This is a genomic window from Micromonospora sp. DT46, assembly GCF_049841735.1.
Lineage (GTDB): Bacteria > Actinomycetota > Actinomycetes > Mycobacteriales > Micromonosporaceae > Micromonospora > Micromonospora reichwaldensis.
Genome location: NZ_JBNCKW010000005.1, coordinates 282,727 through 306,301, shown reverse-complemented (window position 1 = coordinate 306,301; position 23,575 = coordinate 282,727). Strand labels below are relative to the sequence as shown.

Below are 23,575 nucleotides of genomic sequence, written 5' to 3'. Positions count from 1 at the left end.
ACGACGGGTCCGCGCCGCCCTTCGGCGGTCGCGGACCCGTCGGTGGTACGTCGTCGGGCTCCCGGCGGGAGCGGGTCAGAACTTCGGGGCGTCCGGCGCCTCGAGCAGACCGAGCCGCAGCGCGGTCATCAGCGCCTGGGCCCGGTTCGCCGCGCCCAGCTTCTCGTAGAGCTTCGAGATGTGGGTCTTGGCGGTGGACTCGCTGACGAAGAGCTGCTTGGCGATGCCCGCCACGCTCATCCCGTCGGCGAGCAGCCGCAGCACCTGCCCCTCGCGCGGGGAGAGCTGCGGCCCGGACGGGGCCAGCCGGCGCTTCATCGCCTCGGCCAGGTCGGCGGCCGTGAAGGCGCTGGGGGAGGAGGCGGCGTGCCGGGCTGCGGCGACCACCTCGTCCGCCGGCGCGGTCTTGGGCACGAAGGCGCTGGCCCCGGCCTCCAGGGCGCCGAAGAGCTGGTCGTCGCCGGCGTACATGGTGAGCACGACGATGCCCATCGAGGCGCTCGACTTGCGCAGCGCCCGGGTGGCCTCCAGACCGCTGCCGTCGGGCAGCCGCAGGTCCATGATCACCACGTCCGGCTGCAGCGCACCCGCCTGGCGCACCCCTTCCGCCGCCGTGGCGGCCTCCCCGACGACCTCGAACTGCCGGTCGCGCTCGAACGCGTGCCGCAGGCCCTTGCGGATCAGGTCGTGATCGTCGACAAGGAGGACCTTGGTACGGGTGGCCGGTGTCGGACTTGTGGTCATCCTCGGGTTACTCCCCTTCTACTGCCGCTGCGCTACCGCGCACGTTATCGCGCCGGGGCGAGGAGCCGAGCACCACCGCCACGGTCGTGCCGCTCGGTTGCCGCGGCCTGATCTCCAACCGGCCCCGGATACGTTCCGCCCTCTCGGCCATGATCGCAAGACCGTAGTGCCCGTCGGACCGCTGGTCAGCGATCCCCTGACCGTCATCCGACACTTCAATCTGCGCGTACGGGGGGTCGACCTCGCAGGTGACCCAGAGATTCGACGCGCCCGCGTGCTTGCGCGCGTTGGTGACCGCCTCCTGGGCGATGCGCAGCAACTCGGCCTCGGTGGCGGCGGGCAGCCGCGCGGTGGACTCGTCCAGGGACAGGTGCACCCGCAGCCCACCGGAGGCGCCGACCGTGCGGGCGTACTCGGCGATCGCGGCGGCCAGGCCGCCGTGCCGGTCCACCTCGCTGCGCAGCTCGAAGAGGCTCAGCCGCAGCTCGGTGATCACCCGGGTCACCTCGCCGCGCAGCGTGCGCAGCGCCTCGGCGGTCTCCTGCGGGTCCTCGTCGACGTACGCCAGGGCGTTGTCGATCCCGTAGCCGACCATCACCAGTTCCTGCGCCACCCCGTCGTGGATCTCCCGGGCCAGCCGCTGCCGCTCCTCGTTGGTGGCCAGCGAGCGGACCTCGTCGAAGAGCAGCGCCGCCTCCAGCCGCAGCGCGGCCGGGCGGGTCAGCCCGGTCACCCGGGACACCACGCCGGGCGGGTACGCCTGCGCCGCGTCCGCCTCCAGCACCACCAGCCCGATGGTGCGTACCCCGGCCACCAGCGGCACGATCAGGGCGGACACGTCGCCGCCGCGGTGCGACCGGGCCTGCGAGCGGGCGGCGGTGTGCGGCTGCTGGCTGGCCCACGCGTCGGCGATGGCCGAGTCCGCGTCCAGCGTCGTCTCCCAGTCGACCCGTTCCACGCCCACCTGGGCGAGCACCACCAGCCGGCCGCCGCCGCTGGCCGACAGCACGGCCGCCCGGTCCGCCCGGGCCACGGTGCGCAGCTCCTCCAGCAGGTGCTCGGAGATGCCGCCCGGGTCCAGGGTGGCCCCGGGCAGCTGCCGGGCCACGGTACGCAGCTGGGTGAGCAGCCGGGTCGCCTCGGCGTACGGCTGGGGCTTGCCCTCGTTGCGGACCTGCATGACCCGGTGCAGGCCGCTGGCGGCGGCGAGGCCGAGCCCGGCCAGGATCAGCCACTGGGCGCAGATCACCAGGTAGCCGAGTTCGCCGATCTGCCGCTGGCCGTCGGTCTCGGTGAGGGCACCCGCCACCAGCAGGGTGGCCGCCGCGACGGCCAGCAGGGCGACGCCCTCGCGGAACCGGCGGCGCAGCGCGGTGACGGTCACCGGGACCGCCAGGTAGGGCAGCACCGCCGAGGCGCCCAGCCCGCCGACGTCCCCGCCGACGGTGGCCACGGCGGCGACCTGGCTCGCGGCCAGCCCCAGCACCAGCACCTCGGCCACCCGGCTGAGCGGGCCGACGGGCCGGTGTTCGGGCGCCAGCAGGGCGGGCAGCCCGGCGACCGCCAGCAGCGCGATCCACCAGAGCTGGCCGGGGTCGTGCGTGGCGTAGAGGGTCAGGACGGCGACGAGCGCCAGCATGACCACGCGCGCGGCGGCGGCGAGGGGTTGCGGCTGGGGCCGGGGGGGCGTCGAGGCGGGCACGTGACGGATCGTAGTCAGGCCCGGTAGATGTCGGCGATCTCCGCCGCGTACGACTTGTGCACCACCTGCCGCTTGACCTTCAGCGACGGGGTCAGCTCGCCCGTCGCCTCGGTGAAGTCGCGGGGCAGGATCCGGAACACCTTGATCGCCTCGGCCTTGGAGACCGCCTGGTTCGCGGCGTCGACGGCGCCCTGGATCTCGGCGCGCAGCCCGTCGTGGTCGCGCAGCTTCTCGACGGGGGTGTCCGCGGGCAGGCCGGCCGAGGCGAGCCAGCGCGGCAGCGCCTCCTCGTCGACGGTGACCAGCGCGGCGATGAACGGCGCCCGGTCGCCGACCACCACGCACTGGCTGATCAGGGGGTGGGCCCGGACCTGGTCCTCCAGTACGGCCGGGGCGACGTTCTTGCCGCCGGCCGTCACGATGATCTCCTTCTTCCGGCCGGTGATGCTCAGGAAGCCGTCGTCGTCGAGCTGGCCCAGGTCGCCGGTGCGGAACCAGCCGTCCGCGCTGAGCGCCTCGGCGGTGGCCTCCTCGTTGCGCCAGTAGCCCTTGAAGATCAGATCGCCGGCGATCAGGATCTCGCCGTCGTCGTCGATCCGGATGGTGACTCCCGGCAGCGGTCGGCCGACCGAGCCGATCCGGGTGGCGTCGGGCAGGTTCGCGGCGGCGGCGGGGGAGGTCTCGGTCAGGCCGTAGCCCTCGCACACGTTCACGCCGATGCCGCGGAAGAAGTGGCCGAGCCGCGCGCCGAGCGGGGCGCCGCCCGAGATGGCGTCGCGGCACCGGCCGCCGAGCGCCGCCCGCAGCTTGCGGTAGACCAGCTTGTCGAAGAGCGCGTGCTGGACGCGCAGCGCCAGGCCGGGGCCGCCGGGGGTCTCCAGCGCCTCGCTGTACGCGATGGCGACCTGCTCCGCGCGGGCGAAGATCCTGCCCTTGCCGTCGGCCTCGGCCTTCTGCTTGGCCCCGTTGTAGACCTTCTCGAACACCCGGGGCACCGAGAGCACGAAGGTGGGACGGAACTCCTGCAACTCGCCGACCAGGTTCTTGGTGTCCGCGCAGTGCCGCATCGTGGCCCGCGCCTGCACCACGCCGATCTGGATGAGCCGGGCGAAGGCGTGCGCCAGCGGGAGGAAGAGCAGGGTCGAGGCGCCCGGCCGGAACAGGTTGGGCAGCACCGGCACGGCGTTGGCGATGTCGGCGTACATGTTCCGGTGGGTCAGCACGCAGCCCTTGGGGCGGCCGGTGGTGCCGCTGGTGTAGATGACGGTGGCGAGGTCGTCGGCGCGGACGGCGGCCCGCCGCCGGTCGATCTCCGTCGGGTCGACCGCCTCGCCGGCCCGGACCAGTTCGGCCACGGCGTCGAGGTCGATCTGCCAGACGTGCCGCAGTTCGGGCAGCCGGTCCTGGACGCCGGCGACCAGGGTGGCGTGCGCGCTGCTCTCCACCACGCAGGCCACCGCGCCGGAGTCGGACAGGATCCAGGCGGTCTGGTCGGCGCTGGAGGTCTCGTAGATCGGCACGGTGACCGCGCCGGCCGCCCAGATCGCGTAGTCCAGCAGCGTCCACTCGTAGCGGGTGCGGCTCATCAGGCCGACCCGGTCGCCGGGCTGGACGCCGGCGGCGACCAGGCCCCGGGCCGCGGCGACGACCTCGTCGCGGAACTGCCGGCAGGTGACGTCGGCCCAGGTTTCCCCCGCGCCGGTGGGGCGGACGAACTGGACCGCGTCCGGGGCGGCCTCGGCGTTGTCCCAGACCGGGTCGGTGAGGTTGGCCGCGTCGCCGATGGTGACGATCGGCGGGACGGAGAACTCGCGCACCTGCACTCCCTCGTGCTCACACTGGCCGGGCGGGCCGCCACCACGGGTCGGCTCCGTCGAAACCTACCCGCCTCGGCGGCCGGGGCGAAAAGGCAGGTCGCCCAGGCTGCCCGCCGGTCGCCGCCGGACGCTTCGATCCGGCGTGCCGGGGGCGGCGCGGCGTGGGCGCCGCCGGTGCCGGGTAGCCTCCCTGCATGGCGGACACCTCCACCCAGTCGATCGTCGTCGGCGCGTCACCGGAGCGGGTGGCGGCGGTCATCTGCGACTTCCCGAGCTACCCGGAGTGGACCGAGGCGATGCGGCGGGTCGAGGTGATCGAGGAGTACGAGGACGGCTACGCCAGCCAGGTCCGCTTCACGATCGACGCCGGTGTGCTGGCCGACGAGTACGTGCTGGCCTACGAGTACGCCGAGGACCTCTCCCGGATCGAGTGGCACCTGGTGGCGCCCTCGAAGATGCAGAAGTTCCAGCGCGGCTCGTACGCCCTGGACGGCAACCAGGACGGCAGCACGACGGTGACCTACACCCTGGAGGTCGAGCTCTCCGTCGGGATGCTCGGCATGTTCCGCCGCAAGGCCGAAAAAATGATCATGGATACCGCGTTGAAGCAGCTCAAGCGCCGGGTAGAAGCATCCGGTGCGGCGCAGTGACGCGTCCCGCGGCAGGGTAGGGGAGCCGACCATGGGTGCAACGGATCCGGGTTCGGCCCGGGAAGAGGCCGAACGTCTGGTCGCCACGGCGCTGGCCGCCGCCCGGCTGGCCGCGGCCGGCTCGAAGGGCGGCCAGTGGGGTCCGCTCGGTGGGATCGTGTCGAGTGTCCTCGGTCACAGCGGCAGCCCGGGTGCGTCGGCCGGGCCGCCCGCGGGCGGTTTCGCCACCGGCGCGGCCGAATGCTGCGTCTGCCCGGTCTGCCGGGGCATCGCCGCCCTGCGCGATCCGAGTCCCGAGTTCGCCGAGCGCCTCGCCACCGGCGCGGGCGACCTGGCCGCCGGGGTGGCCAGCCTGCTGCGCGCGTTCACCCCGCCCGAGCCCTCCGCCGACGCCCCCGCCGGGCCGGCGGCCACCCCGGCTCCGGGTGGCGGGGACGACCACGTGTGGCGCGAGGCCACCCGTAGCGGGCATGATTCTCAGCCGGCACCGGAACGGGACGTCTGGTCCGCCGCCACGCGGGCGGAGGACGAGGCCGCCCCGGCCGCCGTACCGCCCGTCGACGTCGCCGGGCAGGCCGCCCCGGGGACCGTCCGGACGTCCACCGACGGGCCCGTGGTCCCCACGTCCCGGGCACCGGGGGACGAGGGCGGACAACCTCCGGGCGACGGGGCCTGACCAACGCACATCCCGACCACGCGCCGGTCGTCCGCCGGCGCCGGTGCGGGCAGCACAGCAGAGGGGAGTGGCGGCGGTGACGCTGACCATCGGAGTCGACGTCGGTGGCACGAAGGTGGCCGGTGGTGTCGTGGACGCCGCCGGCACGGTCCTCGTGCAGGCCCGACGGGACACCCCCGCCGATGACGTCGCCAAGACCCGCGACGTCATCATCGAACTGGTCCGCGAGCTGGCCTCCGGGCACGCGATCGAGGCGGTCGGCATCGGCGCGGCAGGCTGGATCGACGCCAGCCGCTCGACCGTGCTGTTCGCCCCGAACCTGGCGTGGCGGGACGAGCCGCTGCGCGACTACGTCAGCGCCGCCACCGGCCTGCCGGTGATCGTGGAGAACGACGGCAACGTGGCGGCCTGGGCGGAGTTCCGCTACGGCGCGGCCCGCGAGGCCGACGACTCGATGGTCATGTTCACCATCGGTACCGGCGTCGGCGGCGGCATCGTGCTCAGCGGGGAACTGCTGCGGGGCGCCAACGGCATCGCCGCCGAGCTGGGCCACATGCTGACGGTGCCGGACGGCCACCAGTGCGGTTGCGGCCGGCTCGGCTGCATCGAGCAGTACGCCAGCGGCAGCGCCCTGGTCCGGTTCGCCCGCGCCGCCGCCCGGCAGGAGCCGCACCGCGCCACCGGCCTGCTGGAACTGGCCGGCGGCGAGGCCGAGGCGGTCACCGGGCCCATGGTCACCGCCGCCGCGCAGGCCGGCGACCCGGTCTCCACCGAGGCGTTCGCGCAGGTCGGCCGGTGGCTCGGCACCAGCCTCGCCGACATGGCGCAGATCCTCGACCCGCAGGTGCTCGTCGTCGGCGGCGGGGTGATCGAGGCCGGGGACCTGCTGCTCGGGCCGACCCGCCGGTCGTTCGCCGACGCGCTCGCCCAGCGCAGCCGCCTCCCCGTCGCCGAGATCCGCCCGGCCGAGCTGGGCAACACCGCCGGCGTCATCGGCGCCGCCGACCTGGCCCGCCGGATCTGAGGCGGTGACCGTGACGCAGAGTTCGGGCGTGCCGCTGCGCGTCGTGTCGTACAACATCCACAGCCAGCGCGACGACACGGCCGCGCTGGCGGCGGTGGTCCGCGACGCCCGGCCGGACGTGGTGATCGTGCAGGAGGGGCCGCGCCGGTTCCGGTGGCGGCAGAAGTCGGCGGCGCTGGCGGAGTCCTTCGGCCTGGTGGTGGCCGCCGGCGGGCTGCCCGCGCTCGGCAACCTGCTGCTGACCAGCCTGCGGGTGCGGGTGGTGGCCGACCGCTGCCAGCGCTTCCCGCTCACCCCCGGCCGGCACCTGCGCGGCGCCGCGTACGCCGAGTGCGTGGTCGCCGGGGCGGCCCGGTTCACCCTGGCCGGGTCGCACCTGTCCACCGACCCGGCCGAGCGGCCCGCGCAGGCCGCGCTGTTCAAGCGCGAGCTGGACGCCGCCACCAGCCCGGTGGTCGCCGCGGCCGACCTGAACGAAGGGCCGGACGGGCCGGCCTGGGCCACTGTGGCGCGCGGGCTGTCCGACGCCGCCGTGGCGATGGACCGGGCCGACCGGCTCACCTACTCCTGCGCGGACCCCCGGCGGCGCATCGACGCCCTCTTCGTCGATCCGAGGATCACCGTGGTCGACTACGACGTGGTGGACACCCCGCAGACCCGCCGCGCCAGCGACCACTTCCCGGTCCTGGTCGACCTGCTGCTGCCGGCCGCCGACTGACCGTCCGTCGCGGCCGGGGCTGGACAACCCGCTCCGTTGTGGAGAGGATGCTGCGCGACCCGGCACTCGTGCCGCACAAAAGGAGATCCCGGTGTCCACCTCCACCGACCACGGCCGGCCCGACCCGGAGGCGAGCACTCTCGCCCTGACCCGCGACGGCCGGCCGGTCTCCGACCGGGGCGACACCGTCTGCGTCGTCGGCGCGGGGGCCAGCGGTCTGACGGCGATCAAGAACCTGAAGGAACACGGCTTCGGCGTCGACTGCTACGAGCGGGAGACCGGCGTCGGCGGCGCCTGGAACTGGCGGCACGACCGCAGCCCGGTGTACGCGAGCACGCACCTGATCTCGTCGCGGCCGTTCACCCAGTTCCCCGACTTCCCGATGCCGGACGACTGGCCGGACTACCCGCACCACAGCCGGCTGCTGTCGTACTTCGAGCGGTACGCCGACCACTTCGACCTGCGCGGGCACATCTGGTTCGGCACCGAGGTCGTCCGGGTGGAGCCCGTGGCCGGTGACCGCTGGGACGTGACCACCCGCAGCACCGGCGGCTACGGCCCGGAACGCACCTCCCGCTACGCGGCCGTGGTGATCGCCAACGGCCACAACTGGTCGCCGAAGCTGCCCCGCTACGAGGGGCTGGAGGAGTTCCGAGGCGAGGTCATGCACGCCTCGTCCTACAAGGACCCGGCGCAACTGCGCGGCAAGCGGGTGCTGGTGGTGGGCGCCGGCAACACCGGCTGCGACATCGCCGTCGAGGCCGCCCAGCAGGCGTCGCGCTGCTGGCACTCGACCCGCCGGGGCTACTGGTACGCCCCGAAGTACGTCCTCGGCCGCCCCGCCGACCAGGTCAACGACGCGCTGCTGGCGCTGCGCGTGCCACTGCGGGTGCGGCAGTGGCTCTACCACTGGACGCTGCGGCTGACCGTCGGCGACCTGACCCGGTTCGGCCTGCCGAAGCCCGACCACCGGGTCTACGAGACGCACCCGATCGCCAACAGCCAGCTCGTCTACTACGTGGGCCACGGCGGGATCGCGCCGGTGCCGGACGTCGTCCGCTTCCACCCGTACGCCGTCGAGCTCTCCGACGGCCGGGAGATCGACCCGGACCTGGTCGTCTTCGCCACCGGGTACCTGCCGCGCTTCGAGTTCCTCGACCCGAAGGTGCTCGGCGACGACGCGGGGGAGGGCCGCCCGAAGCTCTGGCTGAACGCCTTCGTCCCCGGTCGTCCCACGCTGGCCGTGGCCGGGCTGGTGCAGCCGGACTCGGGCATCTTCCCCCTGTCGCACTGGCAGTCGGTGCTCTTCGCCCGGCTGCTGCGGCTGCGCGTGACCCGCCCCGACCGGGCGGCGGCCTTCGCCGCCCGGGTGTCGGCGAAGGCGGGGGAGCGCTACGCCGGGCCCGTCAAGGACAGCAGCCGGCACTGGTTCGAGGTGGGCCACGCCGACTACCTGCGCGCGGTCCAACGCGCGCTGCTTGACCTGGAGGCTTCCCGGTGAGCGCGAGGAGTGCAGCGCAGCGGAGCCCCGCAGTCGCGAACGAAGGGTGGGCGCGGTGAGCGCGAGGAGTGCAGCGCAGCGGAGCCCCGCAGTCGCGAACGAAAGGCCGGAACAGTGAGTCAGGTGCGGATCATGCGCGGGCGGGAGTGGGCCCGCCCGGTCCGCCCGGTCCGGCGTGAGGTGCTCGGCGCGACCCCCGAGGTGGAACAGGGACGTCCGCCGCTGCTCTTCGTACCGGGCTTCGGGCACGGCGCCTGGGCGTTCGCCGAGCACTGGCTCGGCCACGCCGCGTCCCGGGGCTTCCCGGCGTACGCGCTGAGCCTGCGCGGGCACGGCGACAGCGGGCCGGCGCCGGAGGCGACGCTGCGGGCGTACGCCCACGACGTGACCCAGGTGGCGGCGGGCCTGCCGCGCCAGGCGGTGCTGGTGGGGCACGGCGCCGGGGCGCTCGTGGTGGCCCACGCGCTGGCCCGCTACCCGGCCCGGGCCGCGGTGCTGGTCGCGCCGGTGTTCGGCGGCTGGGCGACGTTCGGGGCGGCGCTGCGCCGCAATCCGGTCGGCACGCTGCCGGCGGTGTTCGGCGGGCCGCTGCGGCTACACCGCCGGCAGCTGTTCAGCCGGGAGCTGCCCGAGGCGGAGGCCCGGGGCTACGCGGGCCGGCTGGGGCGGGCCGGCCGGCGCGCCCAGTGGCAGCTGCTGACCGGGCGGGCCGCCGAGCCGGCGGTGGGCGACCCGCCGGTGCTGGTGCTGGGCAGCCCCGACGACCGGATCGTGCCGTCGTCGGCGCTGACCCGGGCGGCCCGGCGGTACGGCTCAGCCCCGCTGCTCTTCCCCGGCATGGGGCACGACATGATGCTCGACGCCCGGTGGCGGGAGCCGGTCGACGCGATCCTGGACTGGCTGGAGAAGGACCCCGCGCCGACCGGCCGGCCCTGACGCCCCGGCCCGACCGGCCGAACGTGACCGACCAGCCGACCCTGACCGCCCCGGGCCGGGCCGGCGGCCTCAGCCGGCGGCGCCCAGTCGGGTCAGCAGCGAGCCGCTCTCGTCGAGGGCGGAGAGGTAGGAGCGGGCCCACGCGCGGATGTCGTGCCGGTGCAGGTGTGCCCGCATGGCCCGCATCCGCGCGCCGAGGTCGTCCGGGCCCGCCCGCAGCGCCGCGAGCAGCCCCTGCTTGAGCCCCTCCAGGTCGTGCGGGTTGACCAGGTACGCCTGCGGCAGCTCGGCGGCGGCGCCGGCGAACTCGCTGAGCAGCAGCGCGCCCGTGTCGTCCACCCGGGCGGCGACGTACTCCTTGGCGACGAGGTTCATCCCGTCACGCAGCGGGGTCACCGCCATCACGTCGGCGACGCGGTAGAGCGCGGCCAGTTCGGCGCGGTCGAACGGCTGGGTCAGGTAGTGGATCGCCGGCTCGCCGACCCGGCCGAACTCCCCGTTGATCCGCCCGACCTCGCGCTCCACCCGTTCGCGGAGGATCTGGTACTGCCCGACCCGTTCCCGGCTGGGCACCGCCACCTGCACGAGCACGGTGTCGCGCACCTTGACGTGCCCGTGGGCGATCAGCTCGCTGTACGCCTTGAGCCGCTGCTCGATGCCCTTGGTGTAGTCCATCCGGTCGACGCTGAGGATCACCTGCTCGGGACTGCCGAGGTCGCGGCGCAGCCGGCTGGCCCGGTCGGCGACGTCGGGCCGGGCGGCCAGCGCGGCCATCTCGGCGGTGTCGATGGAGACCGGGAAGGCGCCGATCCGGACCACCCGGTCGTCGACGGTGATCCGCCGGTCGGTGGCGGGGACGTCCAGCACCTTCGCCACCAGTTGGGCGAAGTTGTGCGCGGCCTGGGAGCGCTGGAAGCCGATCAGGTCGGCGCCGAGCATCCCGCGCAGCAGCTCGGCCCGGCGCGGGAGCTGCATGAACAGCTCGGGCGGTGGAAACGGCACATGCAGGAAGAAGCCGATCCGCAGGTCCGGCCGCAGCTCCCGGAGCAGGCCGGGCACCAGTTGCAGGTGGTAGTCCTGCACCCAGACCACCGCGCCGGGCTCGGCCACGTCGGCCGTGGCCTTGGCGAACCGCTGGTTGACCCGTTGGTACGCCTCCCACCAGCTGCGGTGGTACTCCGGTTGTTCCACGGAGTCGTGGTAAAGCGGCCAGAGGGTGGCGTTGGCGAAGCCCTCGTAGTGGTCGCGCAGGTCGTCGGCGGTCAGCGCAACGGTGTGCATGCGGACGCCGTCCACGTCGGGCAGCGCCGGCGCCGGGCCGGTGCCGCCGGCCCACCCCACCCACGTCGCCGGAGTGTGTCGCAGGAGGGGATGGAGGGCGCTGACCAGGCCGCCGGGACTGCGGCGCCATTCGCAGGCACCGTCGGGCGCCACACTGTCGTCGATGGGCAGGCGGTTGGCCACCACCACGAGGGAACTCTGTCGCATCTCGGGCATTCCGATCAGCAGGGAGTGACCGCCGCAGCGGAGGAACAACCGGGCAGTCAACGAGGGATGTGACGGACAGCGGTATTCCTACTGACAGTAAGTTACACCAGTGTTGCGCACCGGGCTCGGGGCGTCCGTCGTCCCGGGATGCGGGCAGGAGAGTCGGCGGACGGGTCGCCGGTCAGACCACCGCGCCGTCGTCCGGGTCGCGCTCGTCGTCGTCGCCACCGGGGCGCAGCCGCCAGATCAGCGAGACGAAGCCGGCCAGGATGCCGGTGAACCCGAACAGGTTGACCACCGACGGGTCGGCCACCGGGAAGAGCGACGGGAACAGGAAGAGCACGAAGCCGACCACGATGGCCAGCACCCCGACCACCGTGTACTTCGAGAAGCGCGGCAGGGGCGGGGGCGGCGGCGGGGTGTAGCGCTCGTCCTCCGCCTCGTCGTCGGGCAGGTCCGCGCCGAAGGTGTCCAGCCCGTCGAGCAGCGACGGCTCGTCCTGCCGGCCCCGCGACAGGGAGACGCCCGAGATGTCGGCCGCGTACGGCAACCGTCGCACGTCGGTGGCGGTCGGCCCGGCGGGCTCGTCGGGCGTGCCGAGGGTCACCGGGCCGCCGGCGGGCCCGGGCGGGTCGTCCACGTCCTCGGCGGCGGGCCACGGGTTGTCGCCACCTCGGGGGGCGGTGGTGTGGAAGCCGGCGACGATACGGGCCCACTCGGCCTCGATGTCCGGCTCGTCCTCGCGGGGCTTCTCGGGGGCCGTCTCGTCCGCGAGCTGGGTCAGGTAGTCCCGCGCGGTCGTCAGGTGCGACCGGTCGACGTAGAGCCGGTCGACGGGGCGGGGCGGGACGGTGGTGGTGCGGGTGACCGGGTTCAGGTCGGCCGAGGGCTGGAGGTAGGCGGCGATCCCACCGGCGGCCAGGACGTCGAGCAGGTGCTCACCGACGCGCGGATCCACGTCGCCGGCGATGGCGTACTCGCTCGCGTCGAGCCCGTTGTCCCGCCGTCCCCGGCGGGCCCCACCCGCTGACACCGGACATCCTCCTCATCACGCGCCCGCGGCGCGGCCGCCTGAGCCCCCTCGGCGCCGACTCGCACGCCGTGCCTTGAATCGTGACACGTCCGGACCCCGTTCCGGGAGTGCCTTGTGGCGCGGCGTACGAAGTCAGAGGCCCTGTCGCAGGTCGCGACCGGGGATTTATGTCCGTTCTTGCTGAATGTTTTTCATCGGAGCCCTGCCGGCGGCGCCGCCCGAGGGCCGCCGGTGCCGGCGAGCGCCCCGAGCGCCGGTCAGCCCGGGCCGGGCGGTGAGCCGGGCCGCACCAGGCCGCTCTCGTACGCCGCCACGACGAGCTGTGACCGGTCCCGGGCGTGCAGCTTGGCCAGCAGCCGGCTCACGTACGTGCGCGCCGTCGCCGGGCTGATGTGCAGGACCGCGCCGATCTCGTCGTTCGACCGGCCGGCCGCGACCTCGGCCAGCACCTCCCGCTCCCGGGCGGTCAACGAGCCCAGCCGGGCCGGGTCCGGCTCCCGCCCGCCGGCGCGCACCGCCGCCATGACCCGCCGCGTCACCGCGGGGGAGAGCAGCGCCTCCCCGGCCCGGACGATCCGCACCGCTCCCCGCAGCTCGTCGGGGCCGGTGTCCTTGAGCAGGAAGCCGGACGCGCCGGCCCGGATCGCCTCGAAGACGTACTCGTCGGTGTCGAACGTGGTGAGCACGACGACCCGTACGCCGGTGAGCCGCTCGTCGGCGACGATCCGCCGGGTGGCCTCGATGCCGTCGGTGCCCGGCATCCGGACGTCCATCAGCAGGACGTCCGGCCGCTCGGTGACCGCCAGCCGGTACGCCGCGTCGCCGTCGCCAGCCTCGCCGACGACCTCGATGTCCGGCGCCCGGTTCAGCAGCGCGCGCAGCCCCGCGCGGACCAGGTGCTGGTCGTCGACGAGTCCCACCCGGATCACGTGGTCCCTCCCAGGGGTAGTTCGGCGCGTACCTCGAAGCCGCCGCCGGGTCGGTTGCCGGCGGTGACGGTGCCCCCGAGCAGGGCGGTGCGCTCCCGCATGCCGCCGAGCCCGTACCCGCGCGGGGTGTCCTGGCGCTGCCCACGGCCGTCGTCGCGGACGGCGACGGCGAGGGTGCCGGGGCCACGGACGACGTCGATCTCGACGGTGCTCGCGCCGGCGTGGCGCAGGGTGTTGGTCAGCGCCTCCTGGATCAGCCGGTGGGCGGTCGAGTCGACCGCGGCGGGCAGCCCGGTCAGCTCGCCCTGCCGGTGGACGGCGATCCGCAGCCCGGTGGCCCGCGCGCCGGCGGCCAGGGCGTCCAGCCCGGCCAGCCCCGCCACCGGTTGCCGGGGCTCGGCCACGGCCGGGTCGCGCAGGAGACCGAGGGTGGTGCGCAGCTCCCGGGCGACCTGGGTGGTGGCCGAGCGGACGTGCCCCAGGGCGGCACGGGCGGTTGCCGGGTCGTCGTCGAGGGCCTCGTCGGCCACGCCGGCGTGCAGCGAGATGACGGAGATGTGGTGGGCGATGACGTCGTGCAGGTCCCGGGCGATCCGGAGCCGTTCCTCCTCGACGCGGCGCGCCGCCTCCCGGGCGTGGTCGCGTTCCAGTTGCCGCAGCCGCCACCGTTGCTCCCGGCGCCGCAGCCGCCGGGACCGGACCCCGTCGCCGAGGGCGACCGCGGCGGCCATGATGGCGACGCTGGAGGCCAGCTCGAAGCCGATGAGGTACGCGACGCTCGCGCCGTCCGCCGTGCGGAACGCGGTGGAGACGACGAGCAGGCCGAGCCCCACGAGCACCGCCCAGCGCAGTTGCCCGGCCTCGGCCGCCGAGTAGAGCGCCGCGGCGAGGGGGAGGGCCAGCCCGACCGGCGGGTAGCCGGCCACGTAGTAGGCGACCAGGCCGGCGGCGCTCACCACCAGCACGGTGGTCGGCGCGCGGCGGCGCAGGAGCACGAGCGCGCCGAGCCCGACGGCGAACAGGTAGGCGGGGACGTCGCGGCCCCGGTCGCCGCCCAGGTTCGCGGTGATCGCCGCCGCCACGACGGCCGAGACGGCGACGCCGATGAGCAGGTCCAGCACGGCGGCCCGGGGCAGCCGGACCAGCCTGCCCGCTCCCCGCCGCACCCCGGCCACCCGCACACCACGAGCGTAGGTGCCGCAGGCCTTCGCGCGGGGCCGACGGGTGTCCCGACCGACCGTCGCCCCGCGCCGTATCCGCGACGGGCGGCGGTACGTCGACAGGCGACACCGCCCGCCCGCCGGCTGCCCGCCGCCCGGCTGCGGCTGTCCGGAATGGACGCTCCGCGCCACGCGGGCCGGATCACGTTGTGGCGGCACGCATCGGGTTCGTAGGCTCATGCCCACGACGACCCGTGGCGACGCGGCGGCCTCGCGACCACCTCTGGAAAGGACGCCGGTGCTGTACTGGCTGATGAAGTACGTGCTCCTCGGCCCGCTGCTGAGGCTGGTCTTCCGCCCGCAGGTCGAGGGGCTGCACCACGTGCCCGACACCGGGCCGGTGATCCTCGCCAGCAACCACCTGTCGTTCTCCGACTCGATCTTCACGCCGCTGGTCGTGAAGCGGCGGGTGACGTTCATCGCCAAGGCCGAGTACTTCACCGGCAAGGGCGTCAAGGGCTGGCTGACGAAGATGTTCTTCGTCGGCTCCGGCACCATCCCGGTCGACCGCTCGGGCGGCCGGGCGGCCAGGGCGGCCCTGGACACCCAGCTGCGGGTACTGCGCGCCGGTGGCATCGCCGGCATCTATCCCGAGGGCACCCGCTCGCCGGACGGCCGGCTCTACCGGGGCAAGACCGGCGTGGCCCGGCTGGCCCTGGAGAGCGGCGCCCTGGTCATCCCGACGGCGATGCTCAACGCCGACGAGATCCAGCCGCCCGGCAAGCTGATCCCCAAGATCGCCCAGGTGCGGATCCGGTTCGGCCCGCCGCTGGACTTCTCGCGCTACGCCAGGATGGCCGGTGACCGGTACGTCGAGCGCGCGGTGACCGACGAGATCATGTACGAGCTGATGGAGCTCTCCGGCCGCGAGTACGTCGACATGTACGCCCAGAAGGCCAAGAGCCCGCCCGCCGGCCCGGTCCCCCGCGAGCCGGTCCCCGCCTGACGGGCCGCCCGCCCGCTTCGCCCGGTCAGCAGGCCAGGGCGGTGTCGGCGGCGGTCGTCGGGGGGCGGGCCAGGTCCAGCAGGACGGGGGCGTGGTTGCGCAGCGCGAAGGCGCGCAGCTCGGCCAGCTCCGGGCGGCCCGCCGTCGACTCGCCGGCCCGCTCCAGCTCCACCGTCGCGAAGGTCAACGCCAGCATCCGGTCCGTCACGTCCGGGATGCCGGCGTAGATCTCGGCGCCGGCCAGGTGCAGCTCGGCGGCCCGCCGGTGGTCGCCGTCAGCGGCGGCCAGCGCACCGGCCACCGTCCGGCGCGCCGCCTCGGACCAGGGCGTGCGGTGACCCACCCGGTCCAGCATCGCGCGTACCCGTGCCGCCGCTTCCCGCCCGGCGAGGCTGGCCGCGTACCCGGCCGCCGGGATCCACTCGCCGCTGGCGATGGCGGGCACCACCGACCAGGAGTCGGCCAGCTCGTCGATCAGCGCCGTCGCCTCCTGCCGGCGTCCCTGCAGGGCCCGGCAGAGCGCGCCCATCCCCAGCATCGTCCAGTGCGGCCGGTGGAAACCGCTGCGCCGGGCGGCGTCGAGCGCGGCCGCCACGTCGTCGCTGAACGTGGCGGCGGCGTCGTCGTCCGAGTGGGAGCGCGCCTGCGGCACCCGCTCGCCGCGCAGTACCAGCAGGCAGGAGCGCAGGCCGCGGACCTGCATGTCCCAGCTGCCGGTCGGGGTGTCCACGAAGGCCTCGGCGGCGGCCAGCAGCCGGTCGAAGTCGCCCTCGAACCAGGCGCGCATCGCCTCGGCCGAGTAGCTCGTGGTCAGCGTCTGCCCGCTGGCCTTGCGGGTCGGCGACGACGAGAGCAGGGCGTCCGAGCGCAGCCAGTCGCCCTCCTCGCAGACGGCGTAGGCGAGGTTCTGCATGGCCCGGGGCAGGGCGATCAGCTGGTTGGCGCGGCTGAGCTCGACGATCGCGTGCAGGTCGTCCAGGCCGGACCGGTCACCCGCCTGGTAGCGGGCGATTGCCGAGGTGATCCGGGCGTTGGTGCGGGTCTCGGTCAGCCTCAGCCGCTCACCGATCTCCGCCGCCCGGTCGGCTGCGGCGACCGCCGGATCACGCTCATAGTTGAGCATGTGCAGCCGGCCCAGCTCGGCGTAGGCGTCCGCCTTCTGCGGGCTGTCCGGCAGCGGGTCGAAGAGCTCGACGGCCCGGTCCAGGCAGGCGAGCGCGGCGGCCCGGTCGGCGCGCAGCCACGCGGCCTGACCGAGCAGCGTCCAGGCGCGCGCCGCGCAGGCGTCGTCGTCGTGCGCCAGCAGCCGGTCGGCGAGCGCCTGCACCTGCTCGGGCCCGCCGCCGGAGAGGAAGACGTTGCCGTCGCGGTAGAAGGAGATCTCGGTGCTGAGCAGCTCGAGCTGGAGCCGGTCGAGCGGGTCGGAGTCGTCGGCCAGCCCGAGCGCCCGGCCCGCGTGGCTCGCCGCGACGTCGAGACTGTGCAGCGCGTACGCCCGGCGGGCCGCCCGGTGCAGCGCGGCCCGGGCGGGGCCGGCGAACCGGGCCATCTCCATGCCCAGCGACCGGGCGATCTCGTGGGCCGCCCACCGGTGGTGGGCCAGCACCTCCGCCAGGTCGGTGTCCCGGCTCTGCGAGAGCATGTCCAGCCACTGCGCCGTCCGCTCGTGCCGCGCCACCCGCTCGGTACGGGGCAGCCGCTGGTAGCAGACGTCGCGCACCAGCACGTGCCGGAACCGGTACTCGGGCTGCCCGGCCATCGTCGAGGCGGCCTGCTCGTGCACGAAGTCCCGCTGCTCCAGCCGGCGCAGCGCGCGCTCCACCGACTCGACGGGCTGCCCGAGCGCGGCGGCCACGGCCCCCGGCCAGAACTGCACGCCGACCACGGCGGCGGCCAGCAGCACCGTGCGCTCCTTGGCGTCGAGCAGGTCGATGCGGTTGGCGATGACGGCGTGCACGCTTTCCGGCATCGGCAGGTCGAGGTGCTTCTCCATCGACCAGCCCCGCACGGACTGGCGCAGCGCGCCCTGCTCGATCAGCATCCGGACGTACTCGTGGGCGTAGAGCGGGTTGCCGCCGGCCACCTCGATCAGCGGGCTGAGCATGTCGGCGGAGAAGGCCGCCCGGCCGAACATGTGGGCGTAGAGCGCGGCGATGCCCGTGTCCCGCAGCGGGGGCAGGGTGATGGTCACCGAGCCGGTGATCGTCCCCGCCCAGCTCGGGTCCCGGTCGACGAGTTCCGGCCGGGCGGTGCAGAGCAGCAGCAGCGGGACGTCCCGGGCGGCGGTGCCGAGCAGCTCCACGAAGCGCAGCATCGCGTCGTCGGCCCAGTGCAGGTCCTCGAAGACCAGCACGGTCGGCCGTCGGGCGGCCAGGGCGAGCAGGAAACGCCGCCACGCCGACCCGGTCTCCTCGGCCGGCAGCGCGGTCCCCGGCAGCCCGACGAGGGGCCGCAGGGCGTCGACGAGGCGCTGCCGCTCGCCCGGACCGACCAGCTCGCCGACGGCCGAGGCGAGCCGCTGGGCGGCGCTCGACGCCGGGTCGGTGTCCAGGATGCCGGCCTCGGACTTGACGATGTCGGCCAGCGCCGCGAACGTCACGTTCTCGCCGAACGGCGGGCACCGCCCGATCCGCCAGGTCAGCGGCTCGTCGACCAGCTGGTCCACATGCCGGTACAGCTCCCGGACCAGCCGGCTCTTGCCCAGCCCGGCCCGGCCGAAGACGGTCACCACCTGCGGGCGGCGGTCGCGCAGCGACCGGTGCAGGGCGTTGACCAGCATCCCCAGCTCGTGTTCGCGGTCGATCAGCGGCGTGACGTCCGGCTGCCGGTCCGTCGGCTGCCGGCGGACCGGGGACAGGGCCAGCCACACCTCGGTCGTCGTGGAGCGCCCGCGCAGGGTGACCGGCGGCTGCTCCGAGTAGCGGATCGCGTCCCGGGTGAGGGCGTGCGTCACGCCGCAGACCAGCACCCCGCCCGGCGGCGCGACCGACTGCATCCGGGAGGCCGTGTTGACCACGTCGCCGGCCACGATCGCCTGGCCGCCGTCGCGGGCGGCGGCGACGTCGACCAGCGCCTCGCCGGTGGCCACCCCGACCCGGAAGCGCAGCGCGTCGGCACCGGTGGGGGCGAAGCGGGTCAGCACCCGTTGCAGCTCCAGCCCGGCCCGCACGCAGCGCAGCGCGTCGGTCTCGGTCGCCACGGGCGCGCCGAACAGGGCCATCACCGCGTCGCCGATGTACTTCTCCACCACCCCGCCGTACTGCCCCACGACGCGACGGGCGGCCGAGAAGAACCCGGTCTGCATGCCGCGGACCAGCTCCGGGTCGGCCCGCTCGACGTACGGGGTGAAGTCGATCAGGTCGACGAAGAGCACGCTGACCCGGCGGCGGTCCTCCTGCGGGGCCGGCTGTCGCTCGCTGCCCGGCCGGGCGGCGCCGCAGGAGGTGCAGAACGCCACGTCCTGGGCGAGCGGGCGCAGGCAGTGCGGACAGACCGCGCCCAGCTCGTTGCCGCAGCCGCCGCAGAAGCGGTCGCCCGCGGCGGCCGTGCGTCCACAGCGGTCACACTGCGTGGCGATGACGCCCTCCACTCGCGATCCCGCCGGCGCCGTGATCGGCACCGTTCCGGTGTCAGTATCGCCGTCCGCCCAGCTGTCGGGTACCGGGCTGTTGGCTTGTGGACAGTCCACCGGGCGGCCCTACGGTTACAGTCAGGCGGCTGAATGTCGACCATTGACCACAGGGGGATTCCCGATGGTGTACGTGATGTTGCAGAGCGACTGGACCGACGGCAGCGGGGTCAGCCACCTCGCGGGCGACTCCGTCGACGTGGACGCCGCCACGCTGGCCGCGCTCCAGGCGCAGGGGATCGTCAGCGAGCAGTCCGGTGGCGGCAAGGACGGCACGGAGTGGGTCGGGCCGGGCAGCACCAACTGGGTCGGGCCGGGCAGCAACACTCCCTGACACCCCGCACGAAAGGGCCGGAGCGGCTGCTCCGGCCCTTTTTCGCGTACGCCTCAGCGCTCGCTCATGCCGGCACGGCGGCGCAGCGCCGCGACGTCGGTGACCACGATCCGCCGGCCCTCGGTGCGCAGCCAACCCCGGTTGGCGAACGACCCGATCGCCTGGTTGACGCTCTGCCGCGAGCCGCCGGCCATCTCCGCGAGCTGGCTCTGGTTGAGCTCGATGGTGATCATCGGGGCCTGACTCTCGCCGGCCAGCCGGACCAGGGTCTTGGCCACCCGGCCGGGCAGGTCCAGGAAGACGTGGTCGGCGTTCTGCTCGGTCAGCCGGCGGATCAGCCCGCCGAGCGAGCGCATCACCGCGTCGAGGATGCGCGGGTTGGAGTGCACCAGCTCCATGAACGCGCCCCGGGACAGCGCGAGCGCGGCGCAGTCCTCGATCGCCTCGGCCGAGGCGGAGCGGGTGGAGGCGTCGAGCAGGGAGACCTCGCCCAGCACGTCCGGCGGACGGATGACCGACAGCACGGCGCGTTCGCCGGTCGGCGCGGTGCGGAAGACCGCGACCGCGCCCCGACGCAGGACGATGAGGGACTCGCCGGGGTCGTTCTCGACGAAGAGCAGTTGGCCCTTGCGGTATGTGCGGGGGACCGCCGCGGCGATCACCCGCTGCCGGACCTCCGGCTCCAGCCCGGCGAACATCTCCACACCCGTGAGCGCGTCACCAGGCTCCGGCAGGCGCATCTCCACGGTCCAACCCCTCCCCGGTCAAGGACCACAACTCGCTCACCGGGTGAACCTGAAGGCCCTCGACGAGGTGAACTGACACCGGTTCGGCGTCCGGTAGCGGTACACATCAGATCATGACGGTCCGGTCGCTTGCTGTACACCCCTCGAAGCACTTCCGTGACACTCCCGAGCTGCGACGACCGGCGTGGTGGGGGGCGTTCCGACCGCCCCGGTCGTCGGGACGCCGAGGGCGTGGGCGAGGATGACGGGCGATGGTCTACCGCTATTTCTACGACTGCGAGTTCATCGAGGACGGCCGGCTCGTCGACCTCGTGTCGATCGGCGTCGTCGACGAGTACGGCCGCGAGTTCTACGCCGTCTCGACCGAGTTCGACGACTCGCGGGCCGTGCCCTGGGTGCGCCGCAACGTGCTCGACAAGCTGCCCTCCCCGGCGAACCGCGCCTGGCGTTCCCGCGAACGCATCCGCGACGAGCTGTACGACTTCCTCGTCGAGCCGGTCCGCGACCGCCCGGGCGAGCAACTGGAGCTGTGGGCCTGGTACGCCGCGTACGACCACGTCGCCCTGGCCCAGCTGTGGGGCGCCATGCCGGCGCTGCCCCGGGAGATCCCCCGGTTCACCAAGGACCTGCGCCAGCTCTGGGACGACCGGGGCCGGCCGCCGCTGCCGGACGCCGACGCGGCACGGCACGACGCGCTGGTCGATGCCCGGCACAACCTGGCCCGGTGGCGGGCGATGACCGGTTCGTAGGTTTGGTCGGTTCTGTCCCGGGCACCGGTGCGACGTCGAGCCGATGTGAGGGAGAGTCCCAATGACCAACGAACCGACCAACGCCGCCGAGGCCCGGCGCCGGGTGACCGAGCTGGTCCGCGAGGCCCGCATCTGCATGCTGACCACGATCGCCGTGGACGGCCGGATGGTGAGCCGCCCGATGGGGTTGCAGGAGGCGGAGTTCGACGGCGATCTGTGGTTCTTCGCGTACGCCGACTCCGCCAAGGTCCGGCAGATCCGCGTGAACCCCGAGGTCAACGTCTCCTTCTCCGACTCCCGGCGCAACTCCTGGGTGTCGGTCGCGGGCACGGCCCGGGAGGAGTACGACCGGGCGAAGGCCGAGGAGCTGTGGAACCCGGTGCTCAAGGCCTGGTTCCCGGACGGGCTGGCGACCCCCGGACTCACCCTGCTCAAGGTGCACGCCGGATCCGCGGAGTACTGGGACTCTCCGTCGAGCACGGTGGTGAACCTGTTCGGTTACGCGAAGGCGGCGGTGACCGGCAAGCCGCCGGAGGTGGGGGAGAACCACGAGGTCAGCTACTGACCGGTAGGCCGCCCGCCGGTGGGATCGGCCCGGGGCGCGGTGTCGGCGTACGCCTGCGGCGACTACAGTGCGCACTGACGGCCCGCCCCGGGCCGGCAACGGCGCCGATGGTCTTGATTCGACACATATCCTGGGGCAAATCGGGCTTCACCTGATGCTCCCAGGAGGATGAGCGATCATGCGTATCGGCGTGCTCACCGGCGGCGGCGACTGCCCAGGTCTCAACGCGGTCATCCGGGCGGTGGTCCGCAAGGGCGTCGCCAGCTACGGCCACGAGTTCGTGGGTTTCCGGGACGGCTGGAAGGGCCCGTTGGAGGGCCTGTCCCGCCCCCTGGGCATCGCGGAGGTCCGCGGCATCCTGCCGCGCGGCGGCACCATCCTCGGCTCGTCCCGGACGAACCCCTTCAAGATCGAGAACGGCGTCGAGCGGATCAAGGAGAACCTCGCCGCGCAGGGCGTGGACGCGCTCATCGCGATCGGCGGCGAGGACACCCTCGGCGTGGCCACCAAGCTGCACGAGCTCGGGGTCCACGTGATCGGCGTGCCGAAGACGATCGACAACGACCTCGGCGCCACCGACTACACCTTCGGCTTCGACACCGCCGTCAACATCGCGATGGAGGCGATCGACCGGCTGCACACCACCGCCGAGAGCCACCACCGCACCCTGGTGGTCGAGGTGATGGGCCGGCACGCCGGCTGGATCGCCCTGCACGCCGGCCTGGCCGGTGGCGCCAACGTGATCCTGCTGCCGGAGCGGCAGTTCGACGTCGAGCAGGTCGCCGGCTACGTCGAGAAGCGTTTCCAGCACCAGTACGCCCCGATCGTCGTGGTCGCCGAGGGCGCCCAGCCGCTGGACGGCCAGATGGTCCTGCACAACCAGGAGCTCGACGCGTTCGGCCACGTCCGCCTCGGCGGCATCGGCCAGTGGCTCGCCGAGCAGCTGGAGGCCAAGACCGGCAAGGAGGCCCGCACCGTCGTGCTCGGGCACATCCAGCGCGGCGGCACCCCGAGCGCCTTCGATCGGGTGCTCGCCACCCGGCTCGGCCTCCAGGCGATCGACGCGGTCCACGAGGGCGACTGGGGCAAGATGGTCGCCATGCAGAGCACGGACATCGTCCGCGTTCCGCTGGCCGAGGCCACCCGCGAGCTGAAGACCGTGCCGCTGGAGCGGTACGCCGAGGCCGAGGTCTTCTTCGGCAGCTGATCCATCCCCGGCGTCGCGGCGGGCCGTCCGGCCCGTCGCGACGCCGGCTCACGGCGAGGGGGTACGACGGCGATGGCGGGTTCGGTGCACACGGTCGCGGTGATCGGGGCCGGCAAGATCGGCGAGCTGATGCTCTCCGGGCTGCTGCGCTCGGGCTGGCCGGTGGACCGGCTGCTCGCCACCGCCCGCCGCCCCGCCCGCGCCGAGGAGCTGACCGCCCGCTACGGGGTACGGGTGGTCGACAACCTCACCGCCGTGGCCGAGGCGGAGGTGCTCGCCGTCTCGGTCAAGCCGCAGGACGCGGCGACGCTGCTGGAGGAGATCGGGCCGAAGGTGCCCGCCGACAAGCTGGTCATCTCGCTCTGCGCCGGCCTGCCGACCAGCTTCTTCAACCGCCGCCTGCCCGAGGGCACGCCCGTGGTGCGGGTGATGACCAACACCCCGGCCCTGGTCGACCAGGCGATGACGGCGATCTCCGCCGGCGCCCACGCCACCGGCACGCACCTGGCGCTGGCCGAGGAGATGTTCAAGCCGCTGGGGTCGACCGTCCGGGTGCCCGAGTCCCAGCAGGACGCGGTGACCGCGCTCTCCGGCTCCGGGCCGGCGTACTTCTACCTGCTGGTCGAGGCGATGATCGACGCCGGCATCCTGCTCGGCCTGCCCCGGCAGGTCGCGCACGAGCTGATCGTGCAGACCGCCATCGGCTCGGCCGTGATGCTGCGCGACTCCGGCGAGCACCCGGTGAAGCTGCGTGAGGCGGTCACCTCGCCGGCCGGCACCACCATCTCCGCCGTGCGCGAGCTGGAGAAGCACGGCGTACGCGCGGCGCTGCTCGCCGCCCTGGAAGCGGCCCGCGACCGAGCCCGCGAACTGGCCGCCCAGGCCGACTGACTTCTTCGGCGTCGGCCGCCTCCGGGGGCTCTCCGAGCCCGTGGCGCAGCCGGCCCGTGGTGCCGATTCTG

21 protein-coding genes are annotated in these 23,575 nt (G+C 74.0%); 12 read left to right on the top strand and 9 right to left on the bottom strand.

Annotated elements, in window-relative coordinates:
- Positions 1-75 precede the first annotated feature (75 nt).
- The 3 genes from ACLQ20_RS15690 to ACLQ20_RS15680 are packed head-to-tail and all read right to left on the bottom strand — an operon-like array spanning position 76 to position 4,263.
- The gene (locus tag ACLQ20_RS15690; RefSeq protein WP_007072219.1) at positions 76-744 is read right to left on the bottom strand and encodes a response regulator transcription factor; all 669 of its coding nucleotides are present in this window, start codon (positions 742-744) and stop codon (positions 76-78) included.
- 7 nt (positions 745-751) lie between these two features.
- Positions 752-2,446, bottom strand: a complete 1,695-nt coding sequence (locus ACLQ20_RS15685) for a GAF domain-containing sensor histidine kinase (protein ID WP_425856135.1) — start codon at positions 2,444-2,446, stop codon at positions 752-754.
- A gap of 14 nt (positions 2,447-2,460) precedes the next feature.
- The gene (locus tag ACLQ20_RS15680; protein WP_425856133.1) at positions 2,461-4,263 is read right to left on the bottom strand and encodes an AMP-dependent synthetase/ligase; all 1,803 of its coding nucleotides are present in this window, start codon (positions 4,261-4,263) and stop codon (positions 2,461-2,463) included.
- A gap of 194 nt (positions 4,264-4,457) precedes the next feature.
- Between ACLQ20_RS15680 and ACLQ20_RS15675 the strand changes: the two genes are divergently transcribed.
- The 6 genes from ACLQ20_RS15675 (at position 4,458) to ACLQ20_RS15650 (ending at position 9,768) form a co-directional block, all read left to right on the top strand.
- Positions 4,458-4,913 carry an SRPBCC family protein gene (locus ACLQ20_RS15675; protein WP_425856131.1) on the top strand — a complete coding sequence of 152 codons (456 nt, stop codon included), beginning with the start codon at positions 4,458-4,460 and terminating at the stop codon, positions 4,911-4,913.
- A gap of 31 nt (positions 4,914-4,944) precedes the next feature.
- Positions 4,945-5,589 (top strand): hypothetical protein, encoded by a 645-nt coding sequence (locus ACLQ20_RS15670; protein WP_151454533.1) that lies wholly within the window; start codon positions 4,945-4,947, stop codon positions 5,587-5,589.
- Between the two features lie 76 nt (positions 5,590-5,665).
- Positions 5,666-6,613, top strand: coding sequence for an ROK family glucokinase (locus ACLQ20_RS15665; protein ID WP_151454534.1), 948 nt, complete (start codon positions 5,666-5,668; stop codon positions 6,611-6,613).
- Positions 6,614-6,623: 10 nt separating this feature from the next.
- Complete coding sequence (locus ACLQ20_RS15660; protein ID WP_151454535.1) at positions 6,624-7,331, top strand: endonuclease/exonuclease/phosphatase family protein; 708 nt, start codon at positions 6,624-6,626, stop codon at positions 7,329-7,331.
- 91 nt (positions 7,332-7,422) lie between these two features.
- Complete coding sequence (locus ACLQ20_RS15655; protein ID WP_327029164.1) at positions 7,423-8,832, top strand: flavin-containing monooxygenase; 1,410 nt, start codon at positions 7,423-7,425, stop codon at positions 8,830-8,832.
- Between the two features lie 132 nt (positions 8,833-8,964).
- Positions 8,965-9,768 carry an alpha/beta hydrolase gene (locus ACLQ20_RS15650; RefSeq protein ID WP_151454554.1) on the top strand — a complete coding sequence of 268 codons (804 nt, stop codon included), beginning with the start codon at positions 8,965-8,967 and terminating at the stop codon, positions 9,766-9,768.
- Positions 9,769-9,837: 69 nt separating this feature from the next.
- Here the strand turns inward: ACLQ20_RS15650 and ACLQ20_RS15645 are convergent, their stop codons facing one another.
- From ACLQ20_RS15645 to ACLQ20_RS15630, 4 genes are all read right to left on the bottom strand, one after another.
- Positions 9,838-11,256 carry an alpha,alpha-trehalose-phosphate synthase (UDP-forming) gene (locus tag ACLQ20_RS15645; RefSeq protein WP_151454537.1) on the bottom strand — a complete coding sequence of 473 codons (1,419 nt, stop codon included), beginning with the start codon at positions 11,254-11,256 and terminating at the stop codon, positions 9,838-9,840.
- A gap of 181 nt (positions 11,257-11,437) precedes the next feature.
- The gene (locus ACLQ20_RS15640; RefSeq protein ID WP_151454538.1) at positions 11,438-12,289 is read right to left on the bottom strand and encodes a DUF308 domain-containing protein; all 852 of its coding nucleotides are present in this window, start codon (positions 12,287-12,289) and stop codon (positions 11,438-11,440) included.
- A 257-nt stretch (positions 12,290-12,546) separates the two neighbouring features.
- On the bottom strand, positions 12,547-13,218 hold the full coding sequence (locus tag ACLQ20_RS15635; RefSeq protein ID WP_151454539.1) for a response regulator transcription factor: 672 nt from the start codon (positions 13,216-13,218) through the stop codon (positions 12,547-12,549).
- The gene (locus tag ACLQ20_RS15630; RefSeq protein ID WP_425856128.1) at positions 13,215-14,399 is read right to left on the bottom strand and encodes a sensor histidine kinase; all 1,185 of its coding nucleotides are present in this window, start codon (positions 14,397-14,399) and stop codon (positions 13,215-13,217) included. Before ACLQ20_RS15630 ends, ACLQ20_RS15635 begins: the two co-directional genes overlap by 4 nt.
- Positions 14,400-14,676: 277 nt before the next feature.
- Here ACLQ20_RS15630 and ACLQ20_RS15625 point away from each other — a divergent pair, with 277 nt between their 5' ends.
- Positions 14,677-15,384 carry a lysophospholipid acyltransferase family protein gene (locus tag ACLQ20_RS15625; RefSeq protein WP_425856127.1) on the top strand — a complete coding sequence of 236 codons (708 nt, stop codon included), beginning with the start codon at positions 14,677-14,679 and terminating at the stop codon, positions 15,382-15,384.
- 25 nt (positions 15,385-15,409) lie between these two features.
- On the opposite strand, the gene ACLQ20_RS15620 is transcribed toward ACLQ20_RS15625, so the two are convergent.
- Entirely contained in the window at positions 15,410-18,973 is a 3,564-nt protein-coding gene (locus tag ACLQ20_RS15620) for an ATP-binding protein (RefSeq protein WP_192581387.1), read from the bottom strand.
- A 163-nt stretch (positions 18,974-19,136) separates the two neighbouring features.
- Here ACLQ20_RS15620 and ACLQ20_RS15615 point away from each other — a divergent pair, with 163 nt between their 5' ends.
- A complete protein-coding gene (locus ACLQ20_RS15615; protein ID WP_091629607.1) occupies positions 19,137-19,346 on the top strand; it encodes a hypothetical protein in 210 nt (69 codons plus the stop codon).
- 53 nt (positions 19,347-19,399) lie between these two features.
- On the opposite strand, the gene ACLQ20_RS15610 is transcribed toward ACLQ20_RS15615, so the two are convergent.
- Positions 19,400-20,092: a Crp/Fnr family transcriptional regulator gene (locus ACLQ20_RS15610; RefSeq protein ID WP_121400498.1), complete on the bottom strand. Its 693-nt coding sequence runs from the start codon at positions 20,090-20,092 to the stop codon at positions 19,400-19,402.
- Positions 20,093-20,343: 251 nt separating this feature from the next.
- Here ACLQ20_RS15610 and ACLQ20_RS15605 point away from each other — a divergent pair, with 251 nt between their 5' ends.
- The 4 genes from ACLQ20_RS15605 (at position 20,344) to proC (ending at position 23,504) form a co-directional block, all read left to right on the top strand.
- Entirely contained in the window at positions 20,344-20,841 is a 498-nt protein-coding gene (locus tag ACLQ20_RS15605; RefSeq protein WP_089003323.1) for a polyadenylate-specific 3'-exoribonuclease AS, read from the top strand.
- A 61-nt stretch (positions 20,842-20,902) separates the two neighbouring features.
- Positions 20,903-21,406 (top strand): pyridoxamine 5'-phosphate oxidase family protein, encoded by a 504-nt coding sequence (locus ACLQ20_RS15600; protein WP_358116561.1) that lies wholly within the window; start codon positions 20,903-20,905, stop codon positions 21,404-21,406.
- A gap of 178 nt (positions 21,407-21,584) precedes the next feature.
- Positions 21,585-22,613 carry a 6-phosphofructokinase gene (locus ACLQ20_RS15595; RefSeq protein ID WP_132236203.1) on the top strand — a complete coding sequence of 343 codons (1,029 nt, stop codon included), beginning with the start codon at positions 21,585-21,587 and terminating at the stop codon, positions 22,611-22,613.
- A 72-nt stretch (positions 22,614-22,685) separates the two neighbouring features.
- Positions 22,686-23,504 carry a pyrroline-5-carboxylate reductase gene (proC, locus tag ACLQ20_RS15590; protein ID WP_358087561.1) on the top strand — a complete coding sequence of 273 codons (819 nt, stop codon included), beginning with the start codon at positions 22,686-22,688 and terminating at the stop codon, positions 23,502-23,504.
- The last annotated feature ends 71 nt before the right edge of the window (positions 23,505-23,575 follow it).

What these genes read in the sequence shown, in the direction of transcription:
- ACLQ20_RS15690 (WP_007072219.1), bottom strand. Translation starts at nt 744, where the DNA reads ATGACCACAAGTCCGACACCGGCCACCCGTACCAAGGTCCTCCTTGTC.
- ACLQ20_RS15595 (WP_132236203.1), top strand. Translation starts at nt 21,585, where the DNA reads ATGCGTATCGGCGTGCTCACCGGCGGCGGCGACTGCCCAGGTCTCAAC.
- ACLQ20_RS15615 (WP_091629607.1), top strand. Translation starts at nt 19,137, where the DNA reads ATGGTGTACGTGATGTTGCAGAGCGACTGGACCGACGGCAGCGGGGTC.
- ACLQ20_RS15650 (WP_151454554.1), top strand. Translation starts at nt 8,965, where the DNA reads ATGCGCGGGCGGGAGTGGGCCCGCCCGGTCCGCCCGGTCCGGCGTGAG.
- ACLQ20_RS15605 (WP_089003323.1), top strand. Translation starts at nt 20,344, where the DNA reads ATGGTCTACCGCTATTTCTACGACTGCGAGTTCATCGAGGACGGCCGG.
- ACLQ20_RS15675 (WP_425856131.1), top strand. Translation starts at nt 4,458, where the DNA reads ATGGCGGACACCTCCACCCAGTCGATCGTCGTCGGCGCGTCACCGGAG.
- ACLQ20_RS15670 (WP_151454533.1), top strand. Translation starts at nt 4,945, where the DNA reads ATGGGTGCAACGGATCCGGGTTCGGCCCGGGAAGAGGCCGAACGTCTG.
- ACLQ20_RS15645 (WP_151454537.1), bottom strand. Translation starts at nt 11,256, where the DNA reads ATGCGACAGAGTTCCCTCGTGGTGGTGGCCAACCGCCTGCCCATCGAC.
- proC (WP_358087561.1), top strand. Translation starts at nt 22,686, where the DNA reads ATGGCGGGTTCGGTGCACACGGTCGCGGTGATCGGGGCCGGCAAGATC.
- ACLQ20_RS15600 (WP_358116561.1), top strand. Translation starts at nt 20,903, where the DNA reads ATGACCAACGAACCGACCAACGCCGCCGAGGCCCGGCGCCGGGTGACC.